Below are 26,713 nucleotides of genomic sequence, written 5' to 3'. Positions count from 1 at the left end.
GCGCGGGTTGCAAGTCCATCCCGGGTCCGCCCCATTTCCGGGGCGACAGGCGGGGATGGCGATGGGCTGCAAGCGCTGCGTGGGCGAACACCGGGATGGGGAGGCGTGCCCCGTCGCTGCCCGGCCTCCGGTGTCGGGGGATTCGCTGGAGGGTCAGCGGCACGGGCCGCTGATGCTGAAGCGCCGGCTGGAGGTGGGGGCGGTGGCGTCGCTGTACCTGGCGGAGTACGTGCCCACCGGCCACCGCTTCTCCGTGAAGGTGCTGCATGCGCACCTGTCGGCCCGTCCCTCCGTGCGCGCGAGGTTCATCGCGGAGGCGCTGGCGCAGCGCAACGTCGTGCACCGCCACGTGGCGCGCGTGCTGGACGTGCGCCCCGGTCCGCAAGGACTGCCCTGCGTGCTGCAGGAGGCGCCGGAGGGTGAGTCGCTGAGCGCGATGCCCCTGCCGCTGTCGCCGGCCGAGGTGGGCGAGGTGTTGGATCAGGCGCTCGCGGGGCTGGAGGCGGCGCACGCGCGAGGGCTGGTGCATGGGGACCTCACGCTGGATTCGATGTTCATCACGCGCGACGCGAAGGGCGAGCGGCGCGTGCGGGTGCGGGACTTCGGCGCGGGCGCGGTGCGGGAAGCGGCGCTGTCGCTGGAGGAGCGCACGCAGGGCGTGACGGTGGGCTCGCCCACGTTCATGGCGCCCGAGCAGTGCGAGGGGATGAACCGGAGCACTCGCGCGGATGTGCATGCGATGGGCGTGGCGGGCTACCTGCTGGTGACGGGCCGGCTGCCGTTCGGATTGGGGCGCTCCGCGGACGTGACGCTGTTCCCGCCGCACGCCATCAATCCGAACGTGCCGCCCGCGCTGTCCACCGTGCTGCTGCGCGCGCTGGCCGCGAAGCCGGAGGAGCGGTTCGACAGCGCGTGGGCCTTCCGCGTCGCGCTTGCGGAGGCGCTGGGCCTGAAGGCGCCGGTGCGCAACGCGTTCGCGGATGCTCCCGAGGATGTGTCCGATGTGGTGGAGGTGGTCGCCACGGCGAAGGAGCCTGCCGCGAAGCACGACGCGGCGGACGACTTCGACATCGTGGAGGACGTGCCTGAATGGGGCATGGCCGCCTCGTCCGTGGGGGATGCGGCGTTGCGCGCGGCGCATGGCGTGCCGTCCAACGTCCGTCCCGGTGAGGGGGACATGCGCGCGGAGGTGGCCGCGTTCTGGGCTTCCGCCGTCGCGCTGCTGGGATCCGCCGAACCGGAGCTGCCGGCCGAGGGCTACGTGCCCAACGCGCCGGCCAAGACGATGAAGCTCGGCATCGTCAAACCGAACTCCCTCCAGACCGCCGCGCCCATCCTGCTGGTGGATCCGGCCTCGCCCCTGGATGTCACGGCGCAGCCCGCGATGAACCCCACGTCCACGCTGGGCGCCGCGGCCATCCCGTTCATGACCCTGGCGCCGTCGCTGGAGCCCGTGTCCATTCTGTCGCCTCCGCCCATTCCGCTGGTGGACGTCGTCGATGACGCCGCGCCCATTCCGCTGGTGAACGCCCTGCCGCCCCTGGAGGCCTCCGCGCCCCGCACGGACGCGCCCTCGGACCTGCGCGTGCGCCTGGGCCTCACGCCGGGCGAAGTCCTCCAGTCCGTCTCCGTGAGCGACGTCGCCCCCGAGGGTCTCTTCGCCGAGTGCCAGGGCTCACTGCCCCCGCTCGCCGCGCGGCTGACGGTGGAGGTGTCCTTCCGGGGCGAGACGGCCCTGGGCGCCTGCGACGTCGTCCGCCACGTCACCTTCGATGAGGCGCGCACCTGGAACGTGCCCGCGGGCGTCTTCGTCCACTTCTCCGACGAGTTCCCCGCGCTGGGCCGGCTGCTCTCCCGCGCCCTCATGGAGGACGCGGAGCCCGCGCCCGACGGGGAGCTTGCCCGCATGCTGTCCCGCGCGGAGGCCGTCGCCCGGGACCCCTACACGCTGCTGGGCGCGAAGCACGACGCCGACTTCGGTGACATCCACCGCCGTGCCCAGGCCGCCCTGCGCCGCCTGCTCGCCTTCCAGCACCGCCCGCTGCCCACCGTGCAGCGCCAGGCCCTGGACGCCCTGCGCGTGCGCGTGCTGGCCGCGCAGCGGATGCTCGGCGATCCGCTCTCCCGCGTGGGCTACGACGCCACCCGGGGCAACGTGAGCGGCCTTGCCCGCTGCGTCGCCGCGGGCGTCCCGGAGCCCACCATGGAGGCCCTGCGCAGCGCCTTCCTCGCCGCCCGTCCGGAGGTGGAGAAGAAGGCCCGCGCCCTCTTCACCCAGGGACATGCGTTGGAGGTCCAACGGGCCGTTCCCGCCGCGCTGGAGCGCTACGCGGAGGCCCTCAAGCTGGACCCGCTGAACACGTCCTGGCTGAAGCACTACCAGTCGCTGCTGCGGCGGGTGCTAGCAGGCTCCGGAGCCGGTGTTGGTGCCCAGGCCCCCGGGGCCATGGTCTGATGGGGGCCATCAGCCCCCGCCGGGGGTAGGTTCCGCCCTCCCAGGGGGGCCGGGCGTTCAACAGTCAGCCGGGCCCGTTCGGGTGTGTGCAGCCCCCGGGCCCGCTCGTGTAGTGTCCGACGCCTTCCGTTACGCCCTCCCGGTTCCTGTCGAGGGTGGGGACACTGCCATGAACGCGCACATCTTCCGCGAGTACGACATCCGAGGCCTGGTGGACAAGGACCTCACCATCGAGGTGGTGGAGCTCCTGGGTCTGGGCCTGGGCACCATGATCCGCCGCAAGGGCGGCACCTCCATCGTGGTGGGCCGCGACTGCCGCGAGTCCTCCACGCGCTTCCGCGACGCGCTCGCGAAGGGCCTTACCGCCACCGGCCTGGACGTCTACGACGTGGGCGTGGTGCCGACGCCGCTGACCTACTTCGCGGCGAACACGCTGCCCGTGGACGGCCTGGCGATGATCACCGGCAGCCACAACCCGAAGGAGTTCAACGGCTTCAAGATTGGCGCCGGCAAGACGACCTTCCACGGCCCTGAAATCAAGGAGCTGCGCCGCCTCATCGAGGCCAAGGACTTCGCGACCTCGAACAAGCCCGGCAAGGTGACGCCCTTCGACATCATCACGCCCTACAACCACTTCATCCGTCAGACGGTGAAGGTGGGCCGCAAGGGGATGAAGATCGTCATCGACGCGGGCAACGGCACGGGCGGCGCCATCGCGGTGCCCCTGTTCGAGAGCATGGGCTTCGACGTGGTGCCCCTGTTCTGCGAGATGGACGCGGACTTCCCCAACCACCACCCGGACCCCACGGTGGTGGAGAACCTCCAGGACCTCATCAAGAAGGTGAAGGAGGTCAAGGCGGAGGTCGGCATCGCGTACGACGGCGACAGCGACCGCATCGGCGTCATCGACGACCAGGGCAACGTGCTCTGGGGTGATCAGCTGATGGTGCTCTTCAGCCGCTACGTGCTGAAGGAGTCCCCGGGCGCGGCCATCATCGGCGAGGTGAAGTGCAGCTACACGATGTACGACGACATCGCGAAGCACGGCGGCAAGCCCATCATGTGGAAGGCGGGCCACTCGCTCATCAAGTCGAAGATGAAGGAGGAGCACGCGGAGCTGGCCGGCGAGATGAGCGGCCACATCTTCTTCAAGCACCGCTACTTCGGCTTCGACGACGCGGTGTACGCGTCCGCGCGCCTGCTGGAGATTCTGACGCACGAGAAGCAGTCCATGTCGCAGCTGCTCTCCGACGTGCCGAAGACCTTCGCCAGCCCCGAGCTGCGCTTCGACACGACGGAGGAGAAGAAGTTCGCCATGGTGAAGCGCGCCACGGAGATTCTCCGCGACGCGGGCCACAAGGTGGTGGACGTGGACGGCGTGCGCGTGACGTTCGAGGACGGCTGGGGCCTCATCCGCGCGTCGAACACGCAGCCCATCCTGGTGCTGCGCTACGAGGCCAGCACGGAGGCCCGCGTGAAGGAGATTCAAGCGCTCATCGAGAAGACGGTCGCCCAGGCGCAGAAGGAAGTCGGCGCCTGAGCCTTTCGCGCTCCACGCGAAGCACACGCACGTAAGGGAGGGAGCTGGACATGCCGACGCTGGGAATCGACCTGGGCGGGACGTTCGCCCGGGCCGCGGTGGTGGACGGGAAGGGTGAAATCCTCGCGAGCGCCAAGGTCGCGGTGCAGGACCGCAAGCCGCAGGGCGTGGTGGAGACCATCGCCCAGGCGGCGGAAGAGGCGGTGAAGCAGTCCGGTGTGAAGGTGGACGGCTGCGGCGTGGGCGCGGCGGGGCAGATCCACAAGGACACGGGCGTCATCTCCGTGGCGCCCAACCTGGGCTGGCGCGACGTGCCGCTGGCGGCGATGTTGACGAAGCGGCTGGGCTTCGACGTGAAGGTGGTGAACGACCTGTCCGCGGCGGCGTGGGGCGAGCTGCACGCGGGCGCGGGTCGTGGCGCCCAGGACATCCTGGTGGTGTTCGTGGGCTCCGGCGTGGGCAGCGCCATCATCGCGGATGGGCGGCTGGTGCAGGGCGGCGGCGGCGTGGCGGGCGAGCTGGGCCACATCAAGGTGGTGCCCGGCGGCCGGCTGTGCGGCTGCGGTGAGCACGGCTGCCTGGAGGCGTACGCGGGCGGCCACAACCTCATCGCGCAGACGAAGGAGCTGCTGGCGTCCGGCGGCTCGCCCGTGCTGGAGCAGCTGACCAACGGCGACCCGTACACCATCACCCCGGTGACGCTGGAGACGGCGGCGGAGGCGGGTGACGCGAAGGCCAGGGAGATCCACGCCCGTGCGGCGCAATTCCTGGCGGTCGCGGTGGCCAACTACGTGACGGTGCTCAACCCGTCGCGTCTGGTGCTGGGCGGCGGCGTGCTGACGCACTGCCCGGGCATCAAGCGGCTGGTGCTGGACGGCGTGCAGCAGTGGGCGTCTCGCGTGTCGCGCGAGGGCCTGCTCATCGCCGACGCGGAGCTGGGCGACGACAGCGGCATCATCGGCGCGGCGCTGCTGGTGAAGTGAGGCTTCTGGCGCGGGTGGAGCCTGCTCCCCCGCGCCATGCAGGTCCCGTCAGGGCGCTCGCGGCGCGAAGCCGCTGCCATGCGATGCGGCTTGCGCCACGCATGGCTGTTCCGCGGCGGGAAGGACGCCGGAGCGCTACGGCTGCTTCGGCGCTGGCGCCGCGCTCGCGAAGACGAGCTTCGCGATGCGCCCCTCTTCACCCACGGCCCAGGCGGTGTCCTGCTTGCGCGGCGGCGTGGACACGGCGTGGAAGCCGGTGGAGTCCAGCGGCTCCCAAGTCCTGCCCGTGTCCTTCGACACGTCCGAGCCCGTGGGCCCCACGGTGATGAGCCACATCTTCTTCTCGGGCGTGAACGGGGCCACGCAGGAGCGATAGCCCCCGGGCGGCGTGCCCGGCACGGTCCACTTGCGCTTGCCCGCGTCCATCGTGAGCGCCGCGTTGCCGGTGGCCACCTCCGGCTGCTTGTAGTTGCCGCCCACCGCGACGCCCGCCATGGAGCTCCAGAAGTAGAGCGAGAACACGCCCGCGCCTTCACCCGTGGCCAGCGGCGTGGGCGCGATGCCCCAGGTCTTGCCCCGGTCCGCCGAGTGCAGCACGCGCGCGATGGTGCCCCCCAGCCCGAACCAGACGTGGGACTTGCCGTACACCGCGATGCTCGTGCCGCTGGCGGCGAAGCCCGCTTCACCCTCGAGCGCGGCCGGCAGTGCCCCTTGCGGCACGGGCTTCCACGTCGCGCCACCGTCCTCCGTGGTGATGACGACGAAGTGCCTTTCCACCGGGTCGCTGAACGCGATGCCGTGCTGTTCGTCCCAGAAGGCCATGCCGTTGAAGAAGGCCCCGGGCACGGTGTTGGTGAACTGGAGCGTCCAGTGCGCGCCGCCGTCCGTCGTCTTGTAGATGCGCGACTTGTCGCCCGCGCCAATGGACAGCACGTAGGCGGTGCGGTCGCTGAAGGCATCCACGTCGCGGAAGTCCAACCCGTCCGCATCCGGCACGGGGGCTCGCGTCCACGTCTTTCCACCATCCGTGGTGCGCACGACGGTGCCCTTGTCGCCGCTGGCCCACGCGACGCGGCTGTCCACCGCGCTCACGCCGCGCAGCCGCGCCGTCGTCCCGCTCGCCTGCGGCTCCCACTTCATGTCCGCGCTCCCCAGCACCAGCCACGTCGCCAGCCACACCGCTCCCATCGTCATGCGCCGCTGCCTCCCGCGTGTTCGTCCGCGATGGAGGGACGCTAACTCAGCGCCGCTCGGCGGTGCTCGCGGCGTCGGGCAGCGAGGTGTCCTCGTGGACGAAGGCGATGCGGCACTTGTCCAGGTCGGGGCCGCAGGCTCGGTCCAGGTCGCCGCGCGTGTCGCAGCCCGGGCGCTCCTCGCAGGTGTCCGGCAGGAAGGCCCAGACGAACTGGAGCACGTTGCCGCCACGGCCCTCCGGCAGCGCGTTGAGGAAGTCCTGCTTCCGGTCCTCGAACAGGTGCGCCAGTCGCACGGTCTTGTCCTCCAGCTTCACGTTCCGCGCATCCCCCACGTACTGGCGGCTGGCGTCGTTGAGCTGGGCGTCCAGGAACTCCGGCTGATAGGGGGCGCCGTCCAGCCGGGGCCCGCCGCGCGTCCCCCGGAAGAGGGCGAAGTGCACGCGCGGGTCGGCGTACTCGCCCAGGAGGATGCGCTGCTCCAGGGCGTACAGCGTCAGCCGCTCGCCGCCCACCGGCCACGTGCGGCCCCAGTAGAATCGGCCGAACCAGGAGGCATCCACCCCGTTCGGGTAGCGCTCCACGAGCTGCATGAGCACCAGCGCGTTGTACGCGTTGATCCAGTACGCCAGCCCGTCCTCGGGCGACGGGAAGAGCTCCGGCTTCCGGTGTGGCGACACCGCCGCGAGCGACGCGACGAAGCGCTCCAGCACCGCGCGGTCACGCCGGAGGCCCTCGAAGTCCAGGTCCCCGCTGGGGCGCACGTGGCTCAGCGCCTGCGCATAGTCCGTGTAGCTGAAGGGCCCTGCTGCTGGGGGCACCGGCGCCGGCAGGAAGCCGCGCACGTACAGCCACGCCCCCGTGGCGAGCGCCACCAGCACGGCCATGGTCGCCACGGCGAACCAGCGCGCACGGCGGCGGGGAGGGACGGGAGCTTTCACGGCCGGGCAGTCTATGCCACCCGCGAGGCCGGCCTCCCACACCTTCAGGTCTTCGTGCGACCCACCGGGGTCCACCGCGACAGCCCGCTATACTGCTGGCGCCATGGAGCCTACCCCCGACGTCGTCAGGCATTTCCATCCGGTGCTCCCCTCCCGTCAGCTCCGCCGCCAGCCCGTCCGGGTGGAGCTTGCGGGCCACGCCTACGCGCTCTTCCGGGACGCCTCCGGCAAGGCCGCGGCGCTGTCGGACGCGTGTCCGCACCGCTTCGCGCCGCTGTCGAAGGGCCTCGTGACGAAGGAGGGCCAGCTCCAGTGCCCGTACCATGGCTGGCGCTTCGACTCGAAAGGCCACGGCACCAACCCCAGCCAGCCGGAGCTGCGCCACTGCGAGGCGAAGAGCTTCCAGGTGGTGGAGCGCCACGGCTACCTCTGGCTCGCGCACGCGGACACGCCCGAGTCCGCGATGCCGGAGCTCGCCAGCGGTGACTACGTCTTCGGCGGGACGTTCTCCACGCTGTTCCAGGCGCCGCTGCACGTGGCGCTCGACAACTTCAGCGAGGACGAGCACACGCCCTTCGTCCACACCCGGCTGGGGTGGAGCGGCTCGCAGGCGGGCGCGGTGGAGTTCGAGGCGCACAACCACGACGACCACACGGAGGTGCACTACCGCGCCCCTCAGCGGCCCGCGCCCATCATGCGCCTGCTCGCGGTGGGCAAGGGGGACTTCTTCCTCAATGACTGGGTGACGCGCTTCGACCCGGTGCGCAGCGTCTACACCGTCAGTTGGATCCAGCCCTCGGGAGCGCCGCGCCCCTTCATCACGCAGGCGCATATCTTCTTCGTGCCGGAGACGGCGCGCACCACGCGCCTGCACGTCTTCTCCTTCCTGCGCACGACGGTGCCCGCGCTGAGGCCCCTGCTGCCGGTGGCGGCGAAGGCCGCGCTGGGGCTCACCTGGTGGGAGGTGCGCGATGACGCGCGCTTCATCTCCACCGTCGCGGACACGCCCTACAGCCACAAGGGCATGCGGCTGGACAAGTACGACAAGCCGCTCGTGCACCAGCGCAAGCTCATGGAGCGCATCTACTACGCGCACCCGCCTGAACCGGCGCTGCCCCAGGTCCGCGACGCCACCGGCACCTGAACGACAGGGCAGCCGTGGCATCGCGAGGACCGATGGGACACGCGGGTCCTCAGTGCATCGGCGCGGGCTCTTCGTATGAGGGCACCGTCTCACCGGTGCGGGCTTCGTAGGCGTTGCAGCCGCTGTTGCCGGAGACCACGAGCGCGAACTGCTGGAGCTCCGGCTGATTGCAGCTCTGCGTCGCGTCTTCGCTCGGCTCGTCGCTGTTGCCCGCGAAGAACCGACAGTTCTTGCAGTTGCCCCAGGATTCATCCGCCATGGTTCCCTCCTCGTGGAACGGGTCCTACAGAGGAGGGTGGGGCCGGTGATGGACCCCCACAACGAAGCACCTGCTTCCCGCCCGGGAGGGCAGGGGACCCGGCGCCCTGAAGCGGGCGCCGGGAATGGCACGTCACACCGCGCCTACTGCTGGGGCGCGGGCTGCTGCGGAGCCGGCTGCTCCTGCGCGGGCTGCTCGGACTTCGGCGCGCCCGCGCCAGGCTGCGCACCCAGGGCGGCCGCGTCCTTCTTCACCGAACCGGACTCGAAGGAGCCCAGCGAGTTGAGCAGGCGCAGCGCGGCGAGAGAGGCCTGGAGGCGCTCGGACACGAAGCCCACTTCCGCGTTGGTGAGCGCGGTGTTGGCGTCCGCGACTTCCAGGTAGGTGGCGACGCCCGCCTTGAAGCTCACGTCCGTCAGGCGGTTGGACTCGCGCGCCAGCTCCAGGGCCTCCTCGGCCTTGGAGCGGTTGGCCAGCGCGTTCTCCAGGTCCAGCTTGGAGCGACGCACCTCTTCCTTCACGCGGGCCTGCGCCAGCACCTGGGTGACGGTGGCTTCACGCACGCGCGACGACGCCTCGGAGAGGTTCGCCTCACGCAGGCCGCCGTCGAACAGCGTCCAGCTGGCGCCGAAGGTGATGGCCCAGGTCTCGTTCTGGCCGGTGAAGCCCGCCGCGTTCGCGATGCGGTAGGCGCCCGTCACGCCCAGCGTGGGCAGGTAGCTCAGGATGACGCCCGTCTTGTTGATGCGGCTGAGCTTCAGGCCCACTTCCGCGGCCTGCACGTCCGAGCGCTCCTGGATGGCCTGGTTGACCAGGTCGTCCGGCGACGCCTGCGCGGGCACCGTCGGCTCCGGCGGCGGGGCCAGGTCGAACTCCGGCTCGCGCTGGATGAGCGTGCCCAGCGCCAGCTTCAGGCCCGCGAGCGCGTTCTTCGCGCGCACCAGGTCCTGCTCCGCGCGCGAACGGTCCAGCTGGGCGCGCAGCAGCGCCACGCGCGTCACCGTGCCCGCGTCGAACCGGGCCTGGGTGTCCTTCTCCCGCGCCTGGTTCAGCTCCAGGAGCCGCTCCTGCGCGCGCAGGGCTTCCTGCTGCGCCGCGGCGCCGTAGTACGCCTGCGCCACGCCGAAGAGCACCTGCCGGCGCGCCGTCTGCGTGTTGAGCTCCGCCAGTTGCACGGACTTGTAGGAGGCCGCGATGCCCGCCCACAGCTGCGGCGCGATGATGGCCTGCCGCGCCTCCAGCTGCGCACCCTTCTGGATGAGCGGCTGGATGGTGATGTCCACCGGGGCGATAGGGCCTGCCGGGATGATGGCCGCCACGTTGTTGCGCGTGATGGAGGCCCCAGCGGTGATGGTGGGCAGGTAGCCCGACCAGGCCTTGCGCGTCGCGAGCGATGCCTGCTCGAAGCGCTCCTGGGCGATTTTCAAATCGAGGTTCTGCTGGCGGGCGGACTCCAGTGCCTCATCCAGCGTCAGTACGGGCGCCGCTGCCAGGGTGGCCGACAGGGACAGCGCCAGAAAGGTACTCATACCGCTTCGACCTCCTCACCGACCCGCGGGAGCGCGAGGCGGATCCGTCCAATGGACGACTGCGTTGCGTCCTCTACCCGACCCCAGAGCCTCGTGAAAGTACTCCGCACTGTCGGATGTTGGAATATGCGGAATGTAGTAGCGGTCAATGGTTGATGATGTCAATTGTTTATGTACGTCCGATGACTTAACGTAACTTCACTATGAACGGCTTCAGCGACGGTCCAAGCGAGCAGGTGATGCGCCGGTCGACGGCCACCACCGACCTGTCGGAGGGTAGGAGTGGGCTGCCGGAGCAGGCGTGGACGCTCCTCTTCGAGCTGCTCCACACGCACATGCGCAACTTCCCCGCGCTGGCGGCGGAGTTCGACCTGTCTCCCGTGCAGGCGCACGTGTTGAGGCAGCTGGGCGAGGGAGCGCTCGCCATGAGCACGCTCGCCAACTACCTGTCGTGTGACGCGTCCAACGTGACGGGGCTGGTGGACCGGCTGGAGGCGCGCGGGCTGGTGGAGCGCAAGAGCAGCGAGCAGGACCGCCGCGTGAAGATGCTGGTGCTGACGGAGGCCGGCGCGGAGCTGCGCGGCCGGCTGATGGCGCGGCTGAGCTCGCCGCCGCCCCTCATCGCCGCGATGCCGGACGAGGACCTGGCGGCGCTGCGCGACATCATGCGCCGCGCGCTGAAGACGCAGTAGGCGCATCGCCCCGGAGCCACGGCTCAGGCCGAAGCTTCCGGGGCGCGCGTCTTCAGTCCAGCAGGAACGTGTACGAGTACTTCATCTCCGTGGCCACCGCTTCGCCGCCCTTGATGGCGGGCTTGAAGCGGAAGCGGCGGATGGCGTCACGCGCGGCCTCGTTGAGGCCGTAGCCGGGCCCGGAGATGACCTTCACGTTGCTCACCTTGCCCTCCGCGTCGATGGTGATGGAGAGCGTGACGGTGCCCTCGATGCCCGCGCGGCGCGCCTCGTCCGGGTAGGGAATCTTCACCTCGGACGCGACGGAGGGCTCCGTGTCCACCTGGTACACGGGCACGTACTTGGGCGCGGAGTAGCCCTTCACGTCCTGGGGCGCCTTCGCGGTGCCGTTGGCCTTGCCGTAGGCGGTGTTGCCCACGGGCGCGGCGAAGGAGCCCGCGCTGGTGGTGGACGACATGGTCATGCCCACCACCAACGGCGGCGGCTTGGCGGACGGCTCCGGCGGCGGCGTGTCATTGGGAGGCGGCGGGGCCTCCGTCGGGGGCGGCGGCTTGGGTGCCTCCGCGACCTTGATGGGCGGCGGCTTCACCTTCACCTTCGGGGGAGGCGGAGGCTTGGGCTCCTCCGGCTTCTCCTCAGGAGGCGGCGGGGGCGGGGGCTTCTGCACCTCCACCATGACCAGCTCCACCGGCTTCTGGATGGACGCGAGCTTGCGGCCCTCCAGGGTGGAGAGAAGACCGAAGCCGACTCCGTGCAGCGCGAGCGACACGAGGACGAACACGAGCAGGAACCGCGTGGAGCGGTCGCGCTGGGGCAGGGAAGAGGATTCGAGGACCGCCTGGCTCATCGTTGCGAAGCCTCGTCAGGGCGTGGCGGGCGCGGTCCGGGCAGGGCCAGCGTCCTTCTCGATGTTGAGGGCGAACTTCGCGATGCCCTGGCCCTTCACCACGTCGATGAGGCGCATCACGCGGCCGTAGGCGAGCGTCTGGTCCGCGCTGATGATGGCGCGCGTGTCCTTGTCCTTGGCCACGGCCTCCGTCACGCGGCGGGACAGGTCGGCTTCCGTCACCTCCGCGCCGTCGAAGTAGAGCTTGCCCTCCTTGTCGAGGACGACGTTCACCAGGCCCTGCACCGTCTCACCGCCATTGGCGGCGCGGGGCAGGTCCACCTCCACCGTCTCGCGGACGATGAAGTTGGCGGTGACCATGAAGATGATGAGCAGCACCAGCACCACGTCCACCAGCGGGGTGACGTTGATGCCTGAGATTTCCTCGTCGCTGTCGTTCGCGCCGCCGGCCATGGGCTAGTTGCCCCCCGCGGCGCCCGGCTTGCGCGCCTTCATGGCGCCCACGAGCGCGTGGCCCAGGGCGGTGGTGCGGCTGGTGAGCGTCTTCAGCTGGCGGTTGAAGATGTTGAAGGCGACCACGGCGGGGATGGCGACGGCGAGGCCCACGGCGGTGGCGACGAGCGCCTCCGAGATGCCGGCCATCACCGTCTGCTGCATGGCGCCGCCCTTGGCGTTCATGGCGCCCAGGTCGTTGAAGGCCTTGATGATGCCGAGCACCGTGCCGAACAGGCCGATGAACGGGGCGTTGTTGCCCAGCGTGCCCAGGATGGACAGGCCGCGCTCGTACTGGGGGCGCTCGCGGGCGACGGTGGACGCGATGACCTGCTCCACGGTGTCGGGGCCCTGCTGCGCGGAGGCCAGGGCCTCGCGGATGACGGAGGCCTCCATGCCCTTCTGGTTCTTCACTTCACCGGCCACGGCGTCGAACTCGCCGCGCGCCAGGCGCACCGCCAGGGCCTCTGAGTTGGCCAGCCGGTGGCGCGAGAAGTAGACGGCGCGCTCCAGCATCACCGCGATGGAGATGATGGACAGCGACACGAGCAGCCAGAGCACCCACTCGGCGCTGCCCAACGTCACCCCGAGCAGCTTGCTGCTCAACCATCCGAGTTCGGGTTGGGCCGCCTGGGCCAGGAGGAAGAAGGACGTCATGTGGGGAAAGCCCGGTTCAAGAGTGGGACCGCGTTAACGCGCGGCGCAGTCTCTTGTTCCCCCCAACTTAAAAGTCAAATGGAACGGGGTGGAGTTCACCCCGCTGTCGCGCGCCACTGGACGGGCGCGGCGAAACCAGGGCGCGGATGTCATATCCCAGGCACCAGGCGGGACGGGCGTCGGAGCGCCTGCCCGCCGGGTGGATGAGCGCGTTTTCAGGGTCGGCGGTTGGGGCTGGTGGTCTGCGCGGGATCGCGCTCCACGACGGGGCCGAGGATGGAGTCGATGCGGCGCAGGAGCTCCGCGTCGAGCTTCACACCAGTGGCCTTCACGTTGTCGAGCACCTGCTCCGGCTTGGACGCGCCGATGATGGCGGAGGAGACGCTCTTGTTCTGGAGCACCCAGGCGATGGAGAGCTGCGCCATGGACAGGCCTGCCTCCTGGGCCAGCGGCTTGAGCTGCTGGACGCGGGTGAGCACGTCGTCGGTCATGAAGCTGGTCATGAACTGCGAGCCCGGGGTGGCGGCGCGGGAGTCCGCGGGCGGGGGCTTGCCGGGGAGGTACTTGCCGCTGAGCACGCCCTTGGCCATCGGGGACCAGACGATTTGCCCCAGGCCTTCGGCGTCGGAGGTGGGGATGACCTTGGACTCGATGACCCGCCAGAGCATGGAGTACTGGGGCTGGTTGGAGATGAAGGGCACGCGCAGTTCGCGGGCGAGCTTCGCGCCGGCGGAAATCTGCTCGGCGGTCCATTCGGAGACGCCGATGTAGAGGGCCTTGCCCTGGCGGACGATGTCCGCGAACGCGAGCATGGTCTCCTCGAGCGGCGTCTCCGCGTCGAAGCGGTGGGCCTGGTAGAGGTCCACGTAGTCCGTCTGGAGGCGGCGCAGGGAGCCGTGGATGGACTCGATGATGTGCTTGCGCGACAGGCCGCGGTCATTCTGGCCAGGGCCGGTGGGCCAGTAGACCTTGGTGAACAGCTCATAGCCTTCACGGCGCTGGCCCTTGAGGGCGCGGCCGAGCACGGCCTCGGCCTTGGTGCCGGCGTAGACGTCGGCGGTGTCGAAGGTGGTGATGCCCGTGTCGAGCGCGGCCTTCACACACGCGATGGCGGCGTCCTCCTCCACCTGGGAGCCGTGGGTGAGCCAGTTGCCGAAGGAGATTTCGCTGACCTTCAGACCGCTGCGACCAAGGAATCGGAAGTTCATAGGGGGCGGCACACTAACCGCCGCCTTTGGAGGTCCGCTCGGGTTTCGCGGTTTCTCGACAGCTGGAGTCGGACGGGCGACCGTCCACGGCGGGATTCGACCGTTCCCGGGCGTCGCTTGTGAACGGTGGGCCGGGTGTCCGACACTGGCTTCCACGCATGGCCGCCAGTGACGAACGCCGCTTCCAGTCTCTCGTGCTCGCGCCCATCCGGCGCGTGCAGCGGCGGCTCAACGTCGTCGCCTGGAGCAGCGCGGGCATCGCTCCTCTTTGGGCCATGGCCACCGCTTGCGTGCTGTCACGGTTGCTGCTGCGTGACCTGGCTGTCTGGGCCGTGCCTCCGCTCGTCATCGCGGGGCTGGCGTGGTGGTTCGTTCGTGCCCGTTCGCGCGGCGTGTCGCTGGAGTACGCGGCGGTGCTCGCGGACCGCTCCGCCAATGCCGGGGGCCTGTTGCTCACGCGGCTGGAGCGTCCCGTTGGCGAGTGGGAGTTGAGCCTCAACCAGTTCGCCCAGCAGGTGAAGCCTCCGGAGGTTCCCTGGGGCCGGCCCGTGGGTGCGCTCCTGAGCGCGCTCCTGTTCCTCGCCGTGGGGTTCCTCGTTCCGCTTCCGGCGTTGCGCACGTCGAACATCAACGCCGCCGCCGCGACCCAGGTCGCCGCCGTGCAGGCGCAGGCCGAGGCTTTGGCCCGTGAGGAGCCCCTGGGCCCCGATGTCGAGGAGGAGCTGCGCCGGTTGTCGGAAGAAGTCGCGCAGGGCCGCTTCGACTCCGCGGATTGGGAAGCCGCGGATGCTTTGGAGCAACGGCTCGCCGAGCGCGCATCCGAGGCCGCCGCCGAGCTCAACCGCGCCTCCGAGGCCGCCGCTGAACTGGAGGACGCGCTCGCCGCCGCTGGCGGTGCCGAGGCCGCCACCCGTGAGCGCGAGTCGTTGGAGCAGGCACTGATGGCGCTCGATGCGCGTGCCAGCGGGACCTCGGAGGACGACGCCACCGGTGAGCAGGCGGCTTCCGCGTCCGAGCAGAACTCCCAGGGCCAGGGTGCCGGTGAACAGGATGGCGAGCAGCAGGGCTCGCAGGCGCAGGGCACGGGGGAACAGGGCGGCGACAAGCAGGGCTCACAGCAGCAGGGCTCCAGCGACCCGTCGGCCCGCGAGGCCCAGGCCCGTGCTTCCGCTCGCGCCCAGGCCTCTGGCTCTCCGGATCAGATCGCTGACCTGCGCCGCACACTGGAGCGGCGGCAGCAGTCCCTGGCCCAGCGCTTCGGAGAGGAAAACGCCTCACAAAGGAACCGCGGCGCCCAGGCCCGGCGTCCCACCCGGCGTCAGCAGTCCGGACAGGGACAGAAGGGCCAGGGCCAGAAGGGGCAGGGCCAGGGTCAGGAGGGGCAGGGCGAAGGTGACGGTGAAGAGGGCGACGGCGAGGGCCAGCAGGGCAGTCAGCACGCGAGCCGGAACACGCGGCAGGGCAAGGGTGAGGGCGCGGGCGTGAGCCGGGGCGGAGAGAGCCAGCCGGTCGTCTTCGGCGGCGAGGCGGAGATGGATCCGAACCGGCTCGCGTTCCAGCCGCTGCCGGATGGCAATGGCGGCGATGCGGAAGAGTTGTGGGGCCTTCGCGCAGCGGATCCGCAGGCCCGCACGGGGCAGGCGGGGCCGTCCAGCGCGAAGGGCACGGGCGCGAAGGGCGATGCGACGGCGGGACCGACCTCCGGTCCGCTGCTGCCTCGCAACCGCGACCTGGTGAAGCGGTACTTCGGTGGTCCGTAGTCCAGAAGGGGGAAACGACGTGGCAGCGGAGCTTCTGAGTCCCGCCGAAGCGCAGGGCGCGGCGGACGTGGCGTCCCGGCTCAAGTCCGGGCTCAACCAGGTGATGCTCGACCAGGAGACGGTCGTCGAGCAGGTCGTGACAGCGGTGCTCGCCCGGGGCCACGTGCTCCTGGAGGGCCTGCCCGGCCTGGGCAAGACGGAGCTGTGCAAGGCCCTGGCGCGGCTGCTGGCGCTGCCCTTCCGCCGCATCCAGTTCACTCCCGACCTGCTGCCCGGCGACATCACCGGCACCTACGTGCTGGAGGGCGAATCGCGCCGCGACTTCGTCTTCCGCGAGGGCCCCCTCTTCGCGAGCCTCGTGCTCGCGGACGAAATCAACCGCTCCAGCCCCAAGACGCAGTCCGCGTTGCTGGAGGCCATGCAGGAGCGGTCGGTGACGGTGCTGGGCCAGACGCGGCCCCTGCCCGACCCCTTCTTCGTGCTCGCCACGCAGAACCCCATCGAGCTCGAAGGCACGTACCCGCTGCCCGAAGCGCAGCTGGACCGCTTCCTCTTCCGCATCCTCGTGCCGCCCGTGGGCGCCAAGACGCTGCGCACGCTGCTCACCACGCGCGTGCGCGGCGCGCCTCCCGCGCAGGAGCCGGTGCTGGACGCCGAAGGCCTGTCGCGCCTGTTCGCCGCCGTGGACCGCGTGCACCTGCCCGGCCCGGTGGCGGACTTCATCGGCCGGCTGGTGGAGGCGTCCGACCCACGCCAGCCCTCCGCTCCGGAACCCGTGCGCCGCTTCGTGCGCTTCGGCGCGAGCCCTCGCGCGGCGCTGGCCCTGGCCGCCGCGGGCCGTGCTCGCGCGCTGCTCGAAGGCCGGCCCAACGTGGGCTTCGACGACGTGGTGGCCGCCGCGCCCGCCGCCCTCAACCACCGCCTGGTGTTGGCCTACGAGGCGTCGCTGGAGAAGGTGACCGCGCCGGACGTGGTGCGCGAGCTGCTCAAGGCCACGCCCGAGGTGCCCCGTGGCTAGCCGCGCGCACCTGACCTTCGCCGTGCTCATGGGAGCCATGCTCTGGACGGGCTTGCCGGGCGTTCCCGGCGGGACGGCGGCGTTCGCGACCAGCCCTCCAAAGGCGGTGGAGGCGCGGGAAGAGGAGTCCCAAGCCAGCGGCTACCGCGAGGTGGTGGAGACGACGGAGAACCTCCCCACCGAGGGCGACCTCAAGGCCAGCGTGCGCGTCGTCACGCTCGTGCCGAACCGGGGCTACACGCCCATCCAGGTGACGGTGCACAACAACGGCGGCCAGCCGCGCCCGGTGCGTCTGTCCATCTATTCGCAGGGGCGCGTCATGGAGCGCTCGCTGGAGCTGGGCCCCCGCGAGCGCACCGTCACGTGGTTGCTGATGCCCGCGGACCTGCAGTCGGGCACCCTCAACCTGGACTCGCCCGGGATGGCCACCGCGTCCCGAGGCTTCTACCTGGACAGTTACAGGGGAGCCCGCGTGATGGTGCTGGGCGACGTGAAGTCCTTCGAGGTGGCGACCGGCCTGAGCCGCGCGCCGGAGAACAATGAGCCGCTTGTCGCCACGCGCTTCGTGGATCCGCGCACCGCGCCGCGCGAGCTGGCGGCCTACTCGGGCTACGACGCGGTGCTGGTGGCGGTGCCGGCGGACCAGGTGCCCGACGACGTCTGGGCGGTGCTGGAGACGTTCGCCGTGACCGGCGGAAAGCTGGTGCTCGACCAGCCCCCCGCGAATCCGCGCCTGCGCTTCCCGCTGCTCCAGGATGAGAAGGCGGAGCTGTCACCCTACGGCTTCGGCTCCGTGCGCCAGTTCCGCGACTGCCGGAAGCAGCCGCCGGGCTGCGGCTTCCGACTCTGGGAGGACACGGAGCGGTCGCCGGCCGTGGTGGAGCCCGCGGGCCCGCCGCCCCGTTGGGAGCGCCACGACCTGCTCAGCGATGGGCGCCTGCCGCTGCTGTCGAGCGCCCGCGCGCCCGTGGGCCGCTTCCTGCTGCTCATCTTCCTCTTCGTGCTCGCGGTGGGACCTGGTGGGTGGATGCTCGCGCGGCGCAAGGGACCGCTCGCGGTGCTCATCGCCGTGCCCACGTTGGCGGTCCTCACGAGCCTGGGGCTGGTGGCGTGGTCCGTGCTGGTGGATGGCTTCAGCGTGCACGCCGCGCGCTACAGCCTCACGCTGCTGGACCGCGAGCGGTCCCGCGCGGTGACGGTGGGCCTCAACGCCTGGTACGCGAACCTCGCGGAAGAGAGCGTGCGCATGCCCGCCTCCAGCGTGCTGCTGGCCCCGGCGTCCTCGACGGGCCCGGAGGATCCGCCGCGTTTCCTGGACTGGACGAACGGGCTGGTGGTGAAGAACAGCTTCCTGCCCTCGCGCAGCTACCGCGAGTGGGGCGAGGTCGCCGTGGTTCCCTCTCGCGCGCGGCTGACGGCGCACAAGACCGACGGCGGCGTGCAGGTGCAGAACGCGCTGGGCGCTCCCCTGATGGGCGGCACGTTGAAGCTGGACGGCCAGCTCTATGTCCTGCCGGAGCTGGCGGACGGCGCGGAGGGGCTGGCCCCGCCGGAGGAGGCAGAGGCCGGGGAGGTGGACCTGCTGGGCCTGGAGCACGAGCCACGCATGCGCTTCCAGGACGCGGTGGCGCCCCTGATTCAGGAACTGGAGGACGGCGCGTTCGTGGCGCGGCTGGGCGGGCGTGGCTTCACGCCCACTGCGGCGCTGGACGTGGAGCTGGATGCCGCGCTGCACGTGGTGCGCGGTCAGGTCGAGGAGGCACGACGATGAGCCTGCTGGAGGTGAAGGGGCTGCGGCGCGACTACGGCGCGCTGCGCGCGGTGGACGACGTGTCGTTCACGCTGGAGGCTGGCGGCATCCTGGGCTTCATCGGGCCCAACGGCGCGGGCAAGAGCACCACGCTGCGCATCCTGGCCACGCTGGACGTGCCCACCGCGGGCACGGTGCTGCTGGACGGCACGTCACTGGTGGACGCGCCGGACCGGGCCCGGCCGCTGCTGGGCTACATGCCGGACCGCTACGGCACCTACGACGACGTCACCGTGAGGGAGTTCCTGGACTTCTTCGCACGCGCGTACGGACTGAAGGGCGCGCAGCGCAAGCAGCGGGTGGACTCGGTGATGGAGTTCACGGGGCTGGGGCCGCTCTCGCACAAGCTCACCACGGAGCTGTCCAAGGGCATGCGCCAGCGCGTGGCCCTGGGGCGCACGCTGCTCCATGACCCTCGGCTGCTGCTGCTGGACGAGCCTGCGGACGGGTTGGATCCGCGTGCGCGCATCGAGCTGCGGGAACTGCTGCGCGCGCTGGCGGATCAGGGCAAGGCGGTCATCATCTCCAGCCACATCCTCACGGAGCTGGCGGAGATCTGCGACAGCTGCGTCATCATCGAGCAGGGGCGCCTGCTGGCCCAGGGCAAGGTGGAGGACCTGCTGCGCCAGAGCGCGGGCCCGTCCCGAGTGCTGGAGTTGACGGTGCGGCTGGCGGCGCAGGGCGACGAGGCCGAGGCGCTGTGGTCTCGCACGGAGCGCACGCTGCTGGAGCAGCCGCGCGTGAAGGACGTGGCTCGCGAGGGCGGCGCGCTGCGCGTGCGGCTGGAGCTGGAGGCGGACGCGGGGCCGGCGCAGACGGAAGCGGCCGCGGCGGCGCTGCTCGCGGCGCTGGTGTCGCAGGGGTTGCCGGTGTGCGCGTTCAGCCCGCGCGAGCGCAATCTCGAGGACGCGTTCATGACGGTGACGAAGGGGAGGGTGGCGTGAGCACGCAAGCAAGTCCCGCGTCGGGCGCGGCCGAGTCCGCCCCCTCGCCGGGTGTTCCCGCCGCGGTGTCCGACCGTTGGGAGAAGTGGGGCGACCGGCTCAACCCGCTGGTGGTGAAGGAGGTGCGGCAGGGGCTGCGCACGCGCGTCTTCTGGGTGAGCTTCGGGCTGCTGCTCGCGGCGTGCCTGGTGCTGTCGCTCATCGCGTTCGCGAACACGCACGACAGCACGTACACGCGCGAGGGGCGGTCGTACTTCTTCTCCTTCTTCGTGTGCCTGGCGCTGGTGCACTTCGGCCTCATCCCCTTCAACGCGTACCGCTCCCTGGCGCGCGAGCGCGAGGACGAGACGTGGTCGCTGCTCCTGCTCACGGGGCTGGGACCCCGGCGCATCCTGCGCGGCAAGGTGGCGTCCTTCCTGGTGCAGGCGGTGCTGTACGCGTCGGCGGTGGGGCCGTTCCTGCTGTTCAGCTACTTCCTCAACGGCATCGACCTGCCCACCATCCTGATGGTGCTGATGTTGGGCGGGGCGTGGATGGTGTTCCTCACGCTCGTGTCGGTGTGCGCGGCGACGGTGGCGGACAGCCGGATGGGGCGGGCCGCGGTGCGGTTCGCGCTGGTGGCCGTGCTGGTGGTGACGTTCTTCCAGGCGCTGACGTTCACCTTCGTGGTGACGAACGAGCGTGGCAGCGGGTTCTCGTTCGACAGGAACTTCTTCCTGGGGCTGGGCGCGGCGTTCTGGCTCCTCGTGTCGGACGGGTGGCTGGTGTTCGAGACGGCGGTGGCGCGGCTGTCGCTCGTGACGGAGAACTACACGCGCCATCCCCGGCGGGCGTTGGTGGTGCAGGTGTTCCTGACGTTCGTGGGGATGACGGCGGTGTGGTGGCTCATGGACCGGGATGACGACATCCCCGGGGTGATGGGCATCCTCGGAGGGCTGCACCTCATCTTCGCCACCCTCTTCATGGCGACGGATGTGGACGGGCAGTCGCGGCCGCTGCGCGCGGGCACTCGGGCGTGGACGCTGTTCAGGCCTGGGGCGCTGCGCGGCTTCCGGCTGTCGGTGCTGCTGCTCGTGGGGTGGGCGGTGGGGTGCGGGGTGTTGCTGTGGCTGTCGGATGGCTCGACGAGCAGCCTGCGGATGGGGATGTCGCAGGCGGCGCTGGCGCTCTACGGGGTGCTGTACCTGTCGGTGGCGCTGCTGTTGGGGCGGATGCCGCGCTCGGGGCGGTTCGCGTCGCCGGTGTCGGTGCGGTTGCTCTACGTCCTGGTGGGAATCCTGGGGGCCGGCGTGCCGCCGTTGCTGGCGGTGTTCCTGAACCTGGCGGGGCGCGATGAGTTGCTCAACCTGCTCAACCCGATCCTGGGGACGCTGAACTTCGGCAAGTACGACTACAGCGACCCGAGCGGTCTCAAGATGCCGCCGGAGCTGCTCCTGTGCGTGGCGCTGGTGGCGGTCCTGGCGGCGTTCGCCGCGGATCGGGTGCTCGCTGACCGCGAGCGGCGGGCCCACCAGCAGTGAGCACGATGTTGGATGAGGCGGAGGTGGCGCGCCTGGCGCCAGGGCTGAGCCTGGCGCTGCCGCGCCTGCCGCAACGGGGACGGGTGGGCGAGGTGCGCGCCACGTCCGCGGGCAGCGCGATGGAGCTGCACGACTTCCGCGCGTACCAGCCGGGGGATGACCTGCGGCAGCTGGACTGGAACGCGGTGGCGCGCACGGGGGAGCTGGTGCTGCGCGTGCGCCAGGACGAGGTGTCGCCGCGCGTGGAGGTGCTGCTGGACGGTTCGCGCAGCATGGGGCTGTCGCCGCGCAAGGCGGCGGGGGCGCGGGAGGTGGCGCTGCTGACGGTGGAGGTGGGCGGGCGGCAGGGGCTGACGCCGACGCTGCTGTGGGGCGGGGCGCGGTCGGAGCGGGTTCAGGGACCGGCGTGCCGCGCGGCGCTGCGAGGGGCGGAGTTCGAGGCGCGGGATGACCTGGCGTCGGCGCTGGGGCGGCTGCCGCCATTGCGGCCGTGCGGGTTGCGGGTGGTGGTGAGCGATTTCCTCTTCGAGACGGACCTGGAGGCGCTGTGCGCCCGGCTGTCGCGAGGAGCGTCGGCGTTGTTCCTGGTGCAGGTGCTGGACGCGGAGGACCTGGAGCCTACGGGCGGTGAGGGCGCGCGGCTGGTGGACGCGGAGAGTGGCGTGGCGCTGGAGGAGTTGCTGACGGACGGCGTGCTGGCCGCCTACGCCCGCCGCTTCGCGGAGCATCAGCGTGCGCTGCGAAGCGCGGCGGTGCGGGCGCGGGGAACGCTGCTCACCGTGAACGCGGCGGAGGGGTTGCGCGCGCAGGTGGCGGGGCCGTTGCGCGCGTTGTTCGTCGCGGGAGGCGGGGCGTGAGCTTCGGACTTCCCTGGGGACTGCTGGCGTTGGGCGCGCTGGTGCCGCTGGTCGCGGCGTACTTCCTGCGCCGCCGGCAGAAGCCGGTGGTGGTGAGCGCGTTGTTCCTGTGGCGCACGCCGCGTCCTCGCGCGGAGGGCGGGCCCCGGTGGGAGCGCTTCACGCGTGAGGCGTCGCTGCTGCTGGAGGCGCTCGCCGTGCTGGCCGCCGCGCTGTACCTGGCGGACGTGCGGCTGGGGGAGAACGCTCGACGCCGTCACCTGGTGCTTGTCGTGGACGGCAGCCTGTCCATGTCCGCGCGGACTCCGGATGGCAAGACGGTGCTGGAGCACGTGCGCACGGAAGCCGCGAAGCGCGTGGAGTCGGAACGCGCGACGCACGTCACGGTGCTCGCGAGCGGCGTGGCGCCCCTGGTCCTCGCTGGACCGGAAGCCGATGCGTCGCGGGCCCTGGGTGCGCTGGAGTCCTTCCAGGCGCGCGGTCCGGACCATGACGTCACGGCTTCGCTCCTGTGGGCGCAGGAGCTGGCCGGCCCGGGCAAGCACGTGCACTTCTTCACCGACGCGCCGCCCTCCGAGGACACGACCGTGCCGCCCTCCGTGCGCTGGACGGCGCTGGGCCATTCCCAGGGCAATGTGGCGGTGGTCTCCGCGCAGCGGCGCGACGAGGGCGGCCGGGCCACGGTGACGCTGCGGGTCGCTCGCTTCGGGGCGGGGCCTTCGGAGATTGAAGCACGCGTGCGCGCGGCACCTGGACCGGGCGCGCGTGAAGGCACTGAACGCACGGAGCGCATCGCGTTACCGCAAGAAGGCGCCGCGACGGTGCGCCTCACGTTCCGCGAGGCCGGCGACGTGGAGGTGTCCCTGCCGGACGACGCGCTGCCCGAGGACGGACACGTGCGCCTGCCCCCGTCCCCCGTGATGCCGGTGGCCGTGGGACTGACGGAGGGCCTGTCGCCCGCGTCGAAGCAGGCGCTGGAGCGCTTCCTGGCCGTGTCTCCCGATGTGGCGCGCGGCACTCCTGTTCCCGGCGCGCCGGTGCTGTCCGTTGGCCCCGCGCGCGCGGAGGCCCGCGTGACGCTGGGCGCGGAGGGAGCGCTGCGCACCTTCGTGGGGCCGTTCTTCACGGAGAAGGGCAGCACGCTGATGGACGACGTGCAGCTCGCGGGCGTGCGGTGGACGGCGGGCGCGAACCCTCCGGGCCGTCCGTTGATGACCGCGGGCGAAGCCGTGCTCGTGTCGGAAGAGGAGGGCGGGCGGCTGCACCTCAACGTGGACCTGGCGCGCTCCAACCTCCAGCGGACCACCGCCTGGCCCGTGTTGCTGGGCAACGTGGTGCGTGATGCGCGGCGGCTTCGCGAGGGCTTCCCCCGGCGTCAGCTCAACCTGGGCGAGTCGCTCGCCGTGGTGACGGAGGCCGGTGCACGTTACGCGCTGAAGGGACCTTCGGGCCGCAAGCCCGTGTTCGGCGCGGGCGCGCTGAGCCTGCCCGCGCCCACCAGCCCCGGCCGCTATGTGCTGGAGCGCGAGGGCCGTGAAGTGGACTCGCTGGAGGTGCTGGCGCTGGACGCTCGGGAGTCGGACCTGCGCGGCCGGGGCAACGTGGACGTGGCCGCGAAGGAAGCGGGCGAGGACTCGGAAGGGAACAGCGGCCATGAGCGCGCCCGCTGGCCCCTGGTGGTGCTGCTGGCCGCGCTGCTGGCGGACTTCTACGTCACGAGGAAGGCATGACCTTCACCCTTCCCCAGGCGTGGCTGCTGCTGTTGCCGCTGGGCCTCTTCCTGTGGCGCTACGGCCGGAGGCCCGGCCCGCCCATGGTGCTGCGGTGGGCGCTGCTGGTGCTCGGCGTGGGTGCGCTGTCCGGGCCGGAGCTGCGGCTGGCGAACGCGGGCAGCGACGTGGCCGTGGTGGTGGACCGTTCACGCTCCATGCCGCTGGACGTGGACCGCGTGGCGGAGGAACTCATCTCGCTGGTGGAGTCCCAGCGCCGGCCGGGCGACCGCGTGGGCGTCATCACCTTCGGCCGCGAGTCCCGGGTGGAGTCCTCGCTGTCGGAGCGGAGCCGGTTCGGCGGCTTCACGCGGCCGGTGGACGCGGAGGCGTCGGACCTGTCGGCCGCGCTGGACGCGGCGGGCGCGCTCATTCCCCCCGAGCGCACGGGCCGGGTGCTGGTGGTCTCCGACGGCCGGGCCACGGGCGCGGATGCCCGGGGTGCGACGCGGCGGTTGGCTGCGCGAGGCATCGCGGTGGACTACCGGCAGGTGTCCCGGCCGGAGCCCGCGCTGGACGTGGCCGTGGTGTCGCTGGACGTGCCCGCCACGGTCTCCGTGCGCGAGCCCTTCCAGTTCTCCGCCGTGGTGCAGGCGACGTCGGCCGTTACCGGCACCGTGCGCCTGGAGCGCGACGGGAAGGTGCTGGTGAAGGGGCCGTACGACTTCAAGCCCGGGCCCAACCTGCTGCCCCTGCGCGACCTGCTGGAGGAGCCGGGGCTCGTGCACTACCGGCTCACGGTGGAGGTGCCCGGAGACGGCGTCCCGGAGAACGACGTGGGCGTGGGCGTGCTGCGCGTGGAGGGGCCGCCGCGCGTGTTGCTGCTCACCGCGCAGCCCTCGGGCACGCTGGCGAAGGCGCTGACGGCGACGGGCATGACCGTGGAAGTGAAGGCGCCGTTCCACCTGTCGCTGGAGGCGCTCGACGGGGTGGGCGTGGTGGTGCTGGAGAACGTGGACGCCAATGCGCTGGGCGAGACGGGGTTGAACTCGCTGGCGAACTACGTGGACCAGGCGGGCGGCGGGCTGGTGATGACGGGAGGACGGTCGAGCTTTGGCGAGGGCGGCTACCGGCGCTCGCCCGTGGAGCCACTGCTGCCCGTGTCATTGGAGATGCGCGAGGAGCAGCGGCGCGCGTCGGTGGCGATGAGCGTGCTCATGGATTCGAGTTGCTCCATGGGCATGCAGGTGCCGGATGGGCGCACGAAGATGGAGTTGGCCGCGGAGGGCGTCACGGCGGCGCTCACGTTGCTCAACGGGAACGACGAAGCCTCCGTGCACATGGTGGACACGGAGCCGCATGAAATCTTCCCCTTGAGTCCGGTGAGCAAGGGACTGCCCTTCGACCAGGTGGCGCGAGGCTTCAGCGGCGGTGGCGGCATCTACGTGGGCACGGCCCTGCGCGCGGGCAGCAAGGAGATCCTCCGCAGTGACAAGCCCACGCGGCACGTGGTGCTGTTCTCCGACGCGGCGGACTCCGAGGAGCCGGGCGACTACCGGGAGACGCTGGCGTCGCTGCGAGCGGCCAACGTGACGGTGTCGGTCATCGGCCTGGGCAAGCCCACGGATCCGGACGCGGATCTGCTGCGCGAGGTGGCCCGGCGCGGCGCCGGACGCATCTATTTCGCGGAGGACGCCATGAGCCTGCCGCGCATCTTCAGCCAGGAGACGCTCGCGGTGGCGAGGGCCACGTTCGTGGACGAGCCCGCGTCGCTGGAGGCCGCGCCGGACCTGCCGCTGCTGGGGCCGCTGCCGACGACGGGTCTGCCGCAGGTGGGCGGTTACAACCTCACCTATCTGAAGCCTCGGGCGAACGTGGCGCTGCGCACGTTGGACACGAACGCCGCGCCGGTGCTGGCGCTGTGGCCGCACGGAGCGGGCCGCACGGTGGCGCTCACGGCGGAGGTGGACGGCAAGTACACGGGTGAGTTGCGCGAGTGGGGCGCACTGCGGGCGACGTTGGAGGCGGTGGTGCGCTGGTCGATGGGGCGGCCGACGCCGAAGGAAGAGGCGGTGGTGCGCTCGGAGCGCCAGGGCAACGTGCTGCGCGTGACGTTGGACCTGCCGCCGGGTGAGCCGATGCCGGGCGCGCTGCCCACGGCGGTGTTGCTGGCGGGCGATGGGCGCTCTGGAGTGGAGAAGCCGCTGCACTGGGAGGACGAGGACCGGCTGGTGGTCGAGTACCCGCTGACTGGCAGCGGCACCTGGCACCCGGTGGTGAAGTGGGGCGGGCGCGTGTTGAGGGCGCCACCGGTGGCGCTGCCATACGCGCCGGAGTTCGAGCCGGGCAGCGCGAAGGAGGGCCTCAAGCTCCTGCGGGCATTGGCGGCGGTGGGCGGAGGCCAGGAGCGACTGTCGATGACGGGCCTGTTCGCGGAGGCGCCGGAGTCGGAAGGCCGCGTGGCGCTGGCGCCCTGGCTGGTCGCGTTCGCGCTGGCAGCGATGCTGGCGGAGATCGCGGTGCGCAGGTTCCTCTCCGCGCCGCGAGTGCGTGCCGCACGGGAAAGGCCCGTGAAGGAAGTCAGCGCACGAGAGCCGACGGCGGCCCCACGCACGGACGTGAAGCCCTCCGCGACGACGCCCAATCCTGTTCAGGAGGAACCCGCCGAGCAGAAGCCGGAGCCTCCGAAACCGCCCACTGGAGTGGACTCCGCACTGGAGGCCGCACGAGCGCGGGCACGGCGTCGCACGGGGCGCTGAGCCGAGGTTCTCGAGTGCGCGAGTCCGCGCACGGCGCGAGGTTCTCTGCGCGCCATGCTGTCCGACAAGGGAGAGAAGGGAGAACCCTGCTGGGACTGCCCGGCAGCGGCGTACCCCACGAACCTGTCCGACAGTCGGACCGGCTTGATGGCCCTCGGCTGGGGGCTCCCGGTCCGCCTGGGCCGCGGAAAACTTGTCCGACAGTCGGACAGGTTTGGAGGACCTCGGCGAGGGGCTCCCGGTCCGCCTGGGCCGCGGAAAACTTGTCCGACAGTCGGACAGGTTTGGAGAACCTCGGCGCGGGCCCCTGGTCCACTTAGGCAGCGGAAGACTTGTCCGACTGTCGGACCGGTTTGGGACCGCGCGGTGCGGGAGGTGGACAGCAGGGGTGTCCGG

21 protein-coding genes are annotated in these 26,713 nt (G+C 71.2%); 13 read left to right on the top strand and 8 right to left on the bottom strand.

Going from position 1 to position 26,713, the window contains the following annotated elements; all coding sequences use genetic code 11:
* The first annotated feature begins 61 nt into the window (after window positions 1–61).
* From GTZ93_RS42865 to GTZ93_RS20730, 3 genes are all read left to right on the top strand, one after another.
* The gene (locus tag GTZ93_RS42865; protein ID WP_261778684.1) at window positions 62–2,455 is read left to right on the top strand and encodes a serine/threonine-protein kinase; all 2,394 of its coding nucleotides are present in this window, start codon (window positions 62–64) and stop codon (window positions 2,453–2,455) included.
* Between the two features lie 169 nt (window positions 2,456–2,624).
* Window positions 2,625–3,995: a phosphomannomutase/phosphoglucomutase gene (locus tag GTZ93_RS20735; protein WP_120561255.1), complete on the top strand. Its 1,371-nt coding sequence runs from the start codon at window positions 2,625–2,627 to the stop codon at window positions 3,993–3,995.
* Window positions 3,996–4,045: 50 nt separating this feature from the next.
* Window positions 4,046–4,978, top strand: coding sequence for an ROK family protein (locus GTZ93_RS20730; RefSeq protein WP_139918739.1), 933 nt, complete (start codon window positions 4,046–4,048; stop codon window positions 4,976–4,978).
* A 135-nt stretch (window positions 4,979–5,113) separates the two neighbouring features.
* Here GTZ93_RS20730 and GTZ93_RS20725 read toward each other — a convergent pair whose 3' ends face one another.
* Both GTZ93_RS20725 and GTZ93_RS20720 read right to left on the bottom strand, forming a co-directional pair.
* Window positions 5,114–6,172, bottom strand: coding sequence for a WD40/YVTN/BNR-like repeat-containing protein (locus GTZ93_RS20725; protein ID WP_139918741.1), 1,059 nt, complete (start codon window positions 6,170–6,172; stop codon window positions 5,114–5,116).
* Window positions 6,173–6,218: 46 nt separating this feature from the next.
* Complete coding sequence (locus tag GTZ93_RS20720; RefSeq protein ID WP_257979190.1) at window positions 6,219–7,112, bottom strand: DUF547 domain-containing protein; 894 nt, start codon at window positions 7,110–7,112, stop codon at window positions 6,219–6,221.
* A 103-nt stretch (window positions 7,113–7,215) separates the two neighbouring features.
* Here GTZ93_RS20720 and GTZ93_RS20715 point away from each other — a divergent pair, with 103 nt between their 5' ends.
* Window positions 7,216–8,256, top strand: a complete 1,041-nt coding sequence (locus GTZ93_RS20715) for a Rieske 2Fe-2S domain-containing protein (protein ID WP_139918743.1) — start codon at window positions 7,216–7,218, stop codon at window positions 8,254–8,256.
* Between the two features lie 49 nt (window positions 8,257–8,305).
* On the opposite strand, the gene GTZ93_RS20710 is transcribed toward GTZ93_RS20715, so the two are convergent.
* Together GTZ93_RS20710 and GTZ93_RS20705 are read right to left on the bottom strand one after the other, a co-directional pair.
* Window positions 8,306–8,515 carry a hypothetical protein gene (locus tag GTZ93_RS20710; protein ID WP_120578416.1) on the bottom strand — a complete coding sequence of 70 codons (210 nt, stop codon included), beginning with the start codon at window positions 8,513–8,515 and terminating at the stop codon, window positions 8,306–8,308.
* Between the two features lie 143 nt (window positions 8,516–8,658).
* Window positions 8,659–10,044 carry a TolC family protein gene (locus GTZ93_RS20705; RefSeq protein WP_120594795.1) on the bottom strand — a complete coding sequence of 462 codons (1,386 nt, stop codon included), beginning with the start codon at window positions 10,042–10,044 and terminating at the stop codon, window positions 8,659–8,661.
* Between the two features lie 239 nt (window positions 10,045–10,283).
* Between GTZ93_RS20705 and GTZ93_RS20700 the strand changes: the two genes are divergently transcribed.
* The gene (locus GTZ93_RS20700; RefSeq protein WP_257979192.1) at window positions 10,284–10,736 is read left to right on the top strand and encodes a MarR family winged helix-turn-helix transcriptional regulator; all 453 of its coding nucleotides are present in this window, start codon (window positions 10,284–10,286) and stop codon (window positions 10,734–10,736) included.
* A 52-nt stretch (window positions 10,737–10,788) separates the two neighbouring features.
* Here the strand turns inward: GTZ93_RS20700 and GTZ93_RS20695 are convergent, their stop codons facing one another.
* From GTZ93_RS20695 to GTZ93_RS20680, 4 genes are all read right to left on the bottom strand, one after another.
* Window positions 10,789–11,583 (bottom strand): energy transducer TonB, encoded by a 795-nt coding sequence (locus tag GTZ93_RS20695; protein WP_161662941.1) that lies wholly within the window; start codon window positions 11,581–11,583, stop codon window positions 10,789–10,791.
* 15 nt (window positions 11,584–11,598) lie between these two features.
* A complete protein-coding gene (locus tag GTZ93_RS20690; RefSeq protein ID WP_121755850.1) occupies window positions 11,599–12,036 on the bottom strand; it encodes an ExbD/TolR family protein in 438 nt (145 codons plus the stop codon).
* Window positions 12,037–12,039: 3 nt separating this feature from the next.
* Window positions 12,040–12,732: a MotA/TolQ/ExbB proton channel family protein gene (locus tag GTZ93_RS20685; RefSeq protein ID WP_120581012.1), complete on the bottom strand. Its 693-nt coding sequence runs from the start codon at window positions 12,730–12,732 to the stop codon at window positions 12,040–12,042.
* Window positions 12,733–12,947: 215 nt separating this feature from the next.
* Complete coding sequence (locus tag GTZ93_RS20680; RefSeq protein WP_139922271.1) at window positions 12,948–13,940, bottom strand: aldo/keto reductase family protein; 993 nt, start codon at window positions 13,938–13,940, stop codon at window positions 12,948–12,950.
* A gap of 158 nt (window positions 13,941–14,098) precedes the next feature.
* Here GTZ93_RS20680 and GTZ93_RS20675 point away from each other — a divergent pair, with 158 nt between their 5' ends.
* From GTZ93_RS20675 to GTZ93_RS20640, 8 genes are read left to right on the top strand one after another with little or no spacing between them, the layout of a single operon-like run.
* Window positions 14,099–15,700, top strand: coding sequence for a hypothetical protein (locus tag GTZ93_RS20675; RefSeq protein WP_139922268.1), 1,602 nt, complete (start codon window positions 14,099–14,101; stop codon window positions 15,698–15,700).
* A gap of 19 nt (window positions 15,701–15,719) precedes the next feature.
* On the top strand, window positions 15,720–16,718 hold the full coding sequence (locus GTZ93_RS20670; RefSeq protein WP_169822253.1) for an AAA family ATPase: 999 nt from the start codon (window positions 15,720–15,722) through the stop codon (window positions 16,716–16,718).
* Window positions 16,711–18,489 (top strand): hypothetical protein, encoded by a 1,779-nt coding sequence (locus tag GTZ93_RS20665; protein WP_139922267.1) that lies wholly within the window; start codon window positions 16,711–16,713, stop codon window positions 18,487–18,489. Before GTZ93_RS20670 ends, GTZ93_RS20665 begins: the two co-directional genes overlap by 8 nt.
* Complete coding sequence (locus tag GTZ93_RS20660) at window positions 18,486–19,472, top strand: ABC transporter ATP-binding protein (protein WP_139922265.1); 987 nt, start codon at window positions 18,486–18,488, stop codon at window positions 19,470–19,472. Before GTZ93_RS20665 ends, GTZ93_RS20660 begins: the two co-directional genes overlap by 4 nt.
* On the top strand, window positions 19,469–20,992 hold the full coding sequence (locus GTZ93_RS20655) for an ABC transporter permease (RefSeq protein ID WP_180946160.1): 1,524 nt from the start codon (window positions 19,469–19,471) through the stop codon (window positions 20,990–20,992). Before GTZ93_RS20660 ends, GTZ93_RS20655 begins: the two co-directional genes overlap by 4 nt.
* A 5-nt stretch (window positions 20,993–20,997) precedes the next feature.
* The gene (locus GTZ93_RS20650; RefSeq protein WP_167548260.1) at window positions 20,998–21,849 is read left to right on the top strand and encodes a DUF58 domain-containing protein; all 852 of its coding nucleotides are present in this window, start codon (window positions 20,998–21,000) and stop codon (window positions 21,847–21,849) included.
* A complete protein-coding gene (locus GTZ93_RS20645) occupies window positions 21,846–23,579 on the top strand; it encodes a vWA domain-containing protein (RefSeq protein ID WP_139920045.1) in 1,734 nt (577 codons plus the stop codon). Before GTZ93_RS20650 ends, GTZ93_RS20645 begins: the two co-directional genes overlap by 4 nt.
* The gene (locus GTZ93_RS20640) at window positions 23,576–26,317 is read left to right on the top strand and encodes a VWA domain-containing protein (RefSeq protein WP_139920043.1); all 2,742 of its coding nucleotides are present in this window, start codon (window positions 23,576–23,578) and stop codon (window positions 26,315–26,317) included. The genes GTZ93_RS20645 and GTZ93_RS20640 overlap by 4 nt, the downstream gene beginning before the upstream one ends.
* Window positions 26,318–26,713 lie beyond the last annotated feature (396 nt).

It is taken from the genome of Corallococcus exiguus, from assembly GCF_009909105.1.
In the GTDB taxonomy this organism is placed as follows: Bacteria; Myxococcota; Myxococcia; order Myxococcales; family Myxococcaceae; genus Corallococcus; species Corallococcus exiguus.
Note: the sequence above shows the minus strand (reverse complement) of the source record. Positions and strands in the feature narration are given on the sequence as shown.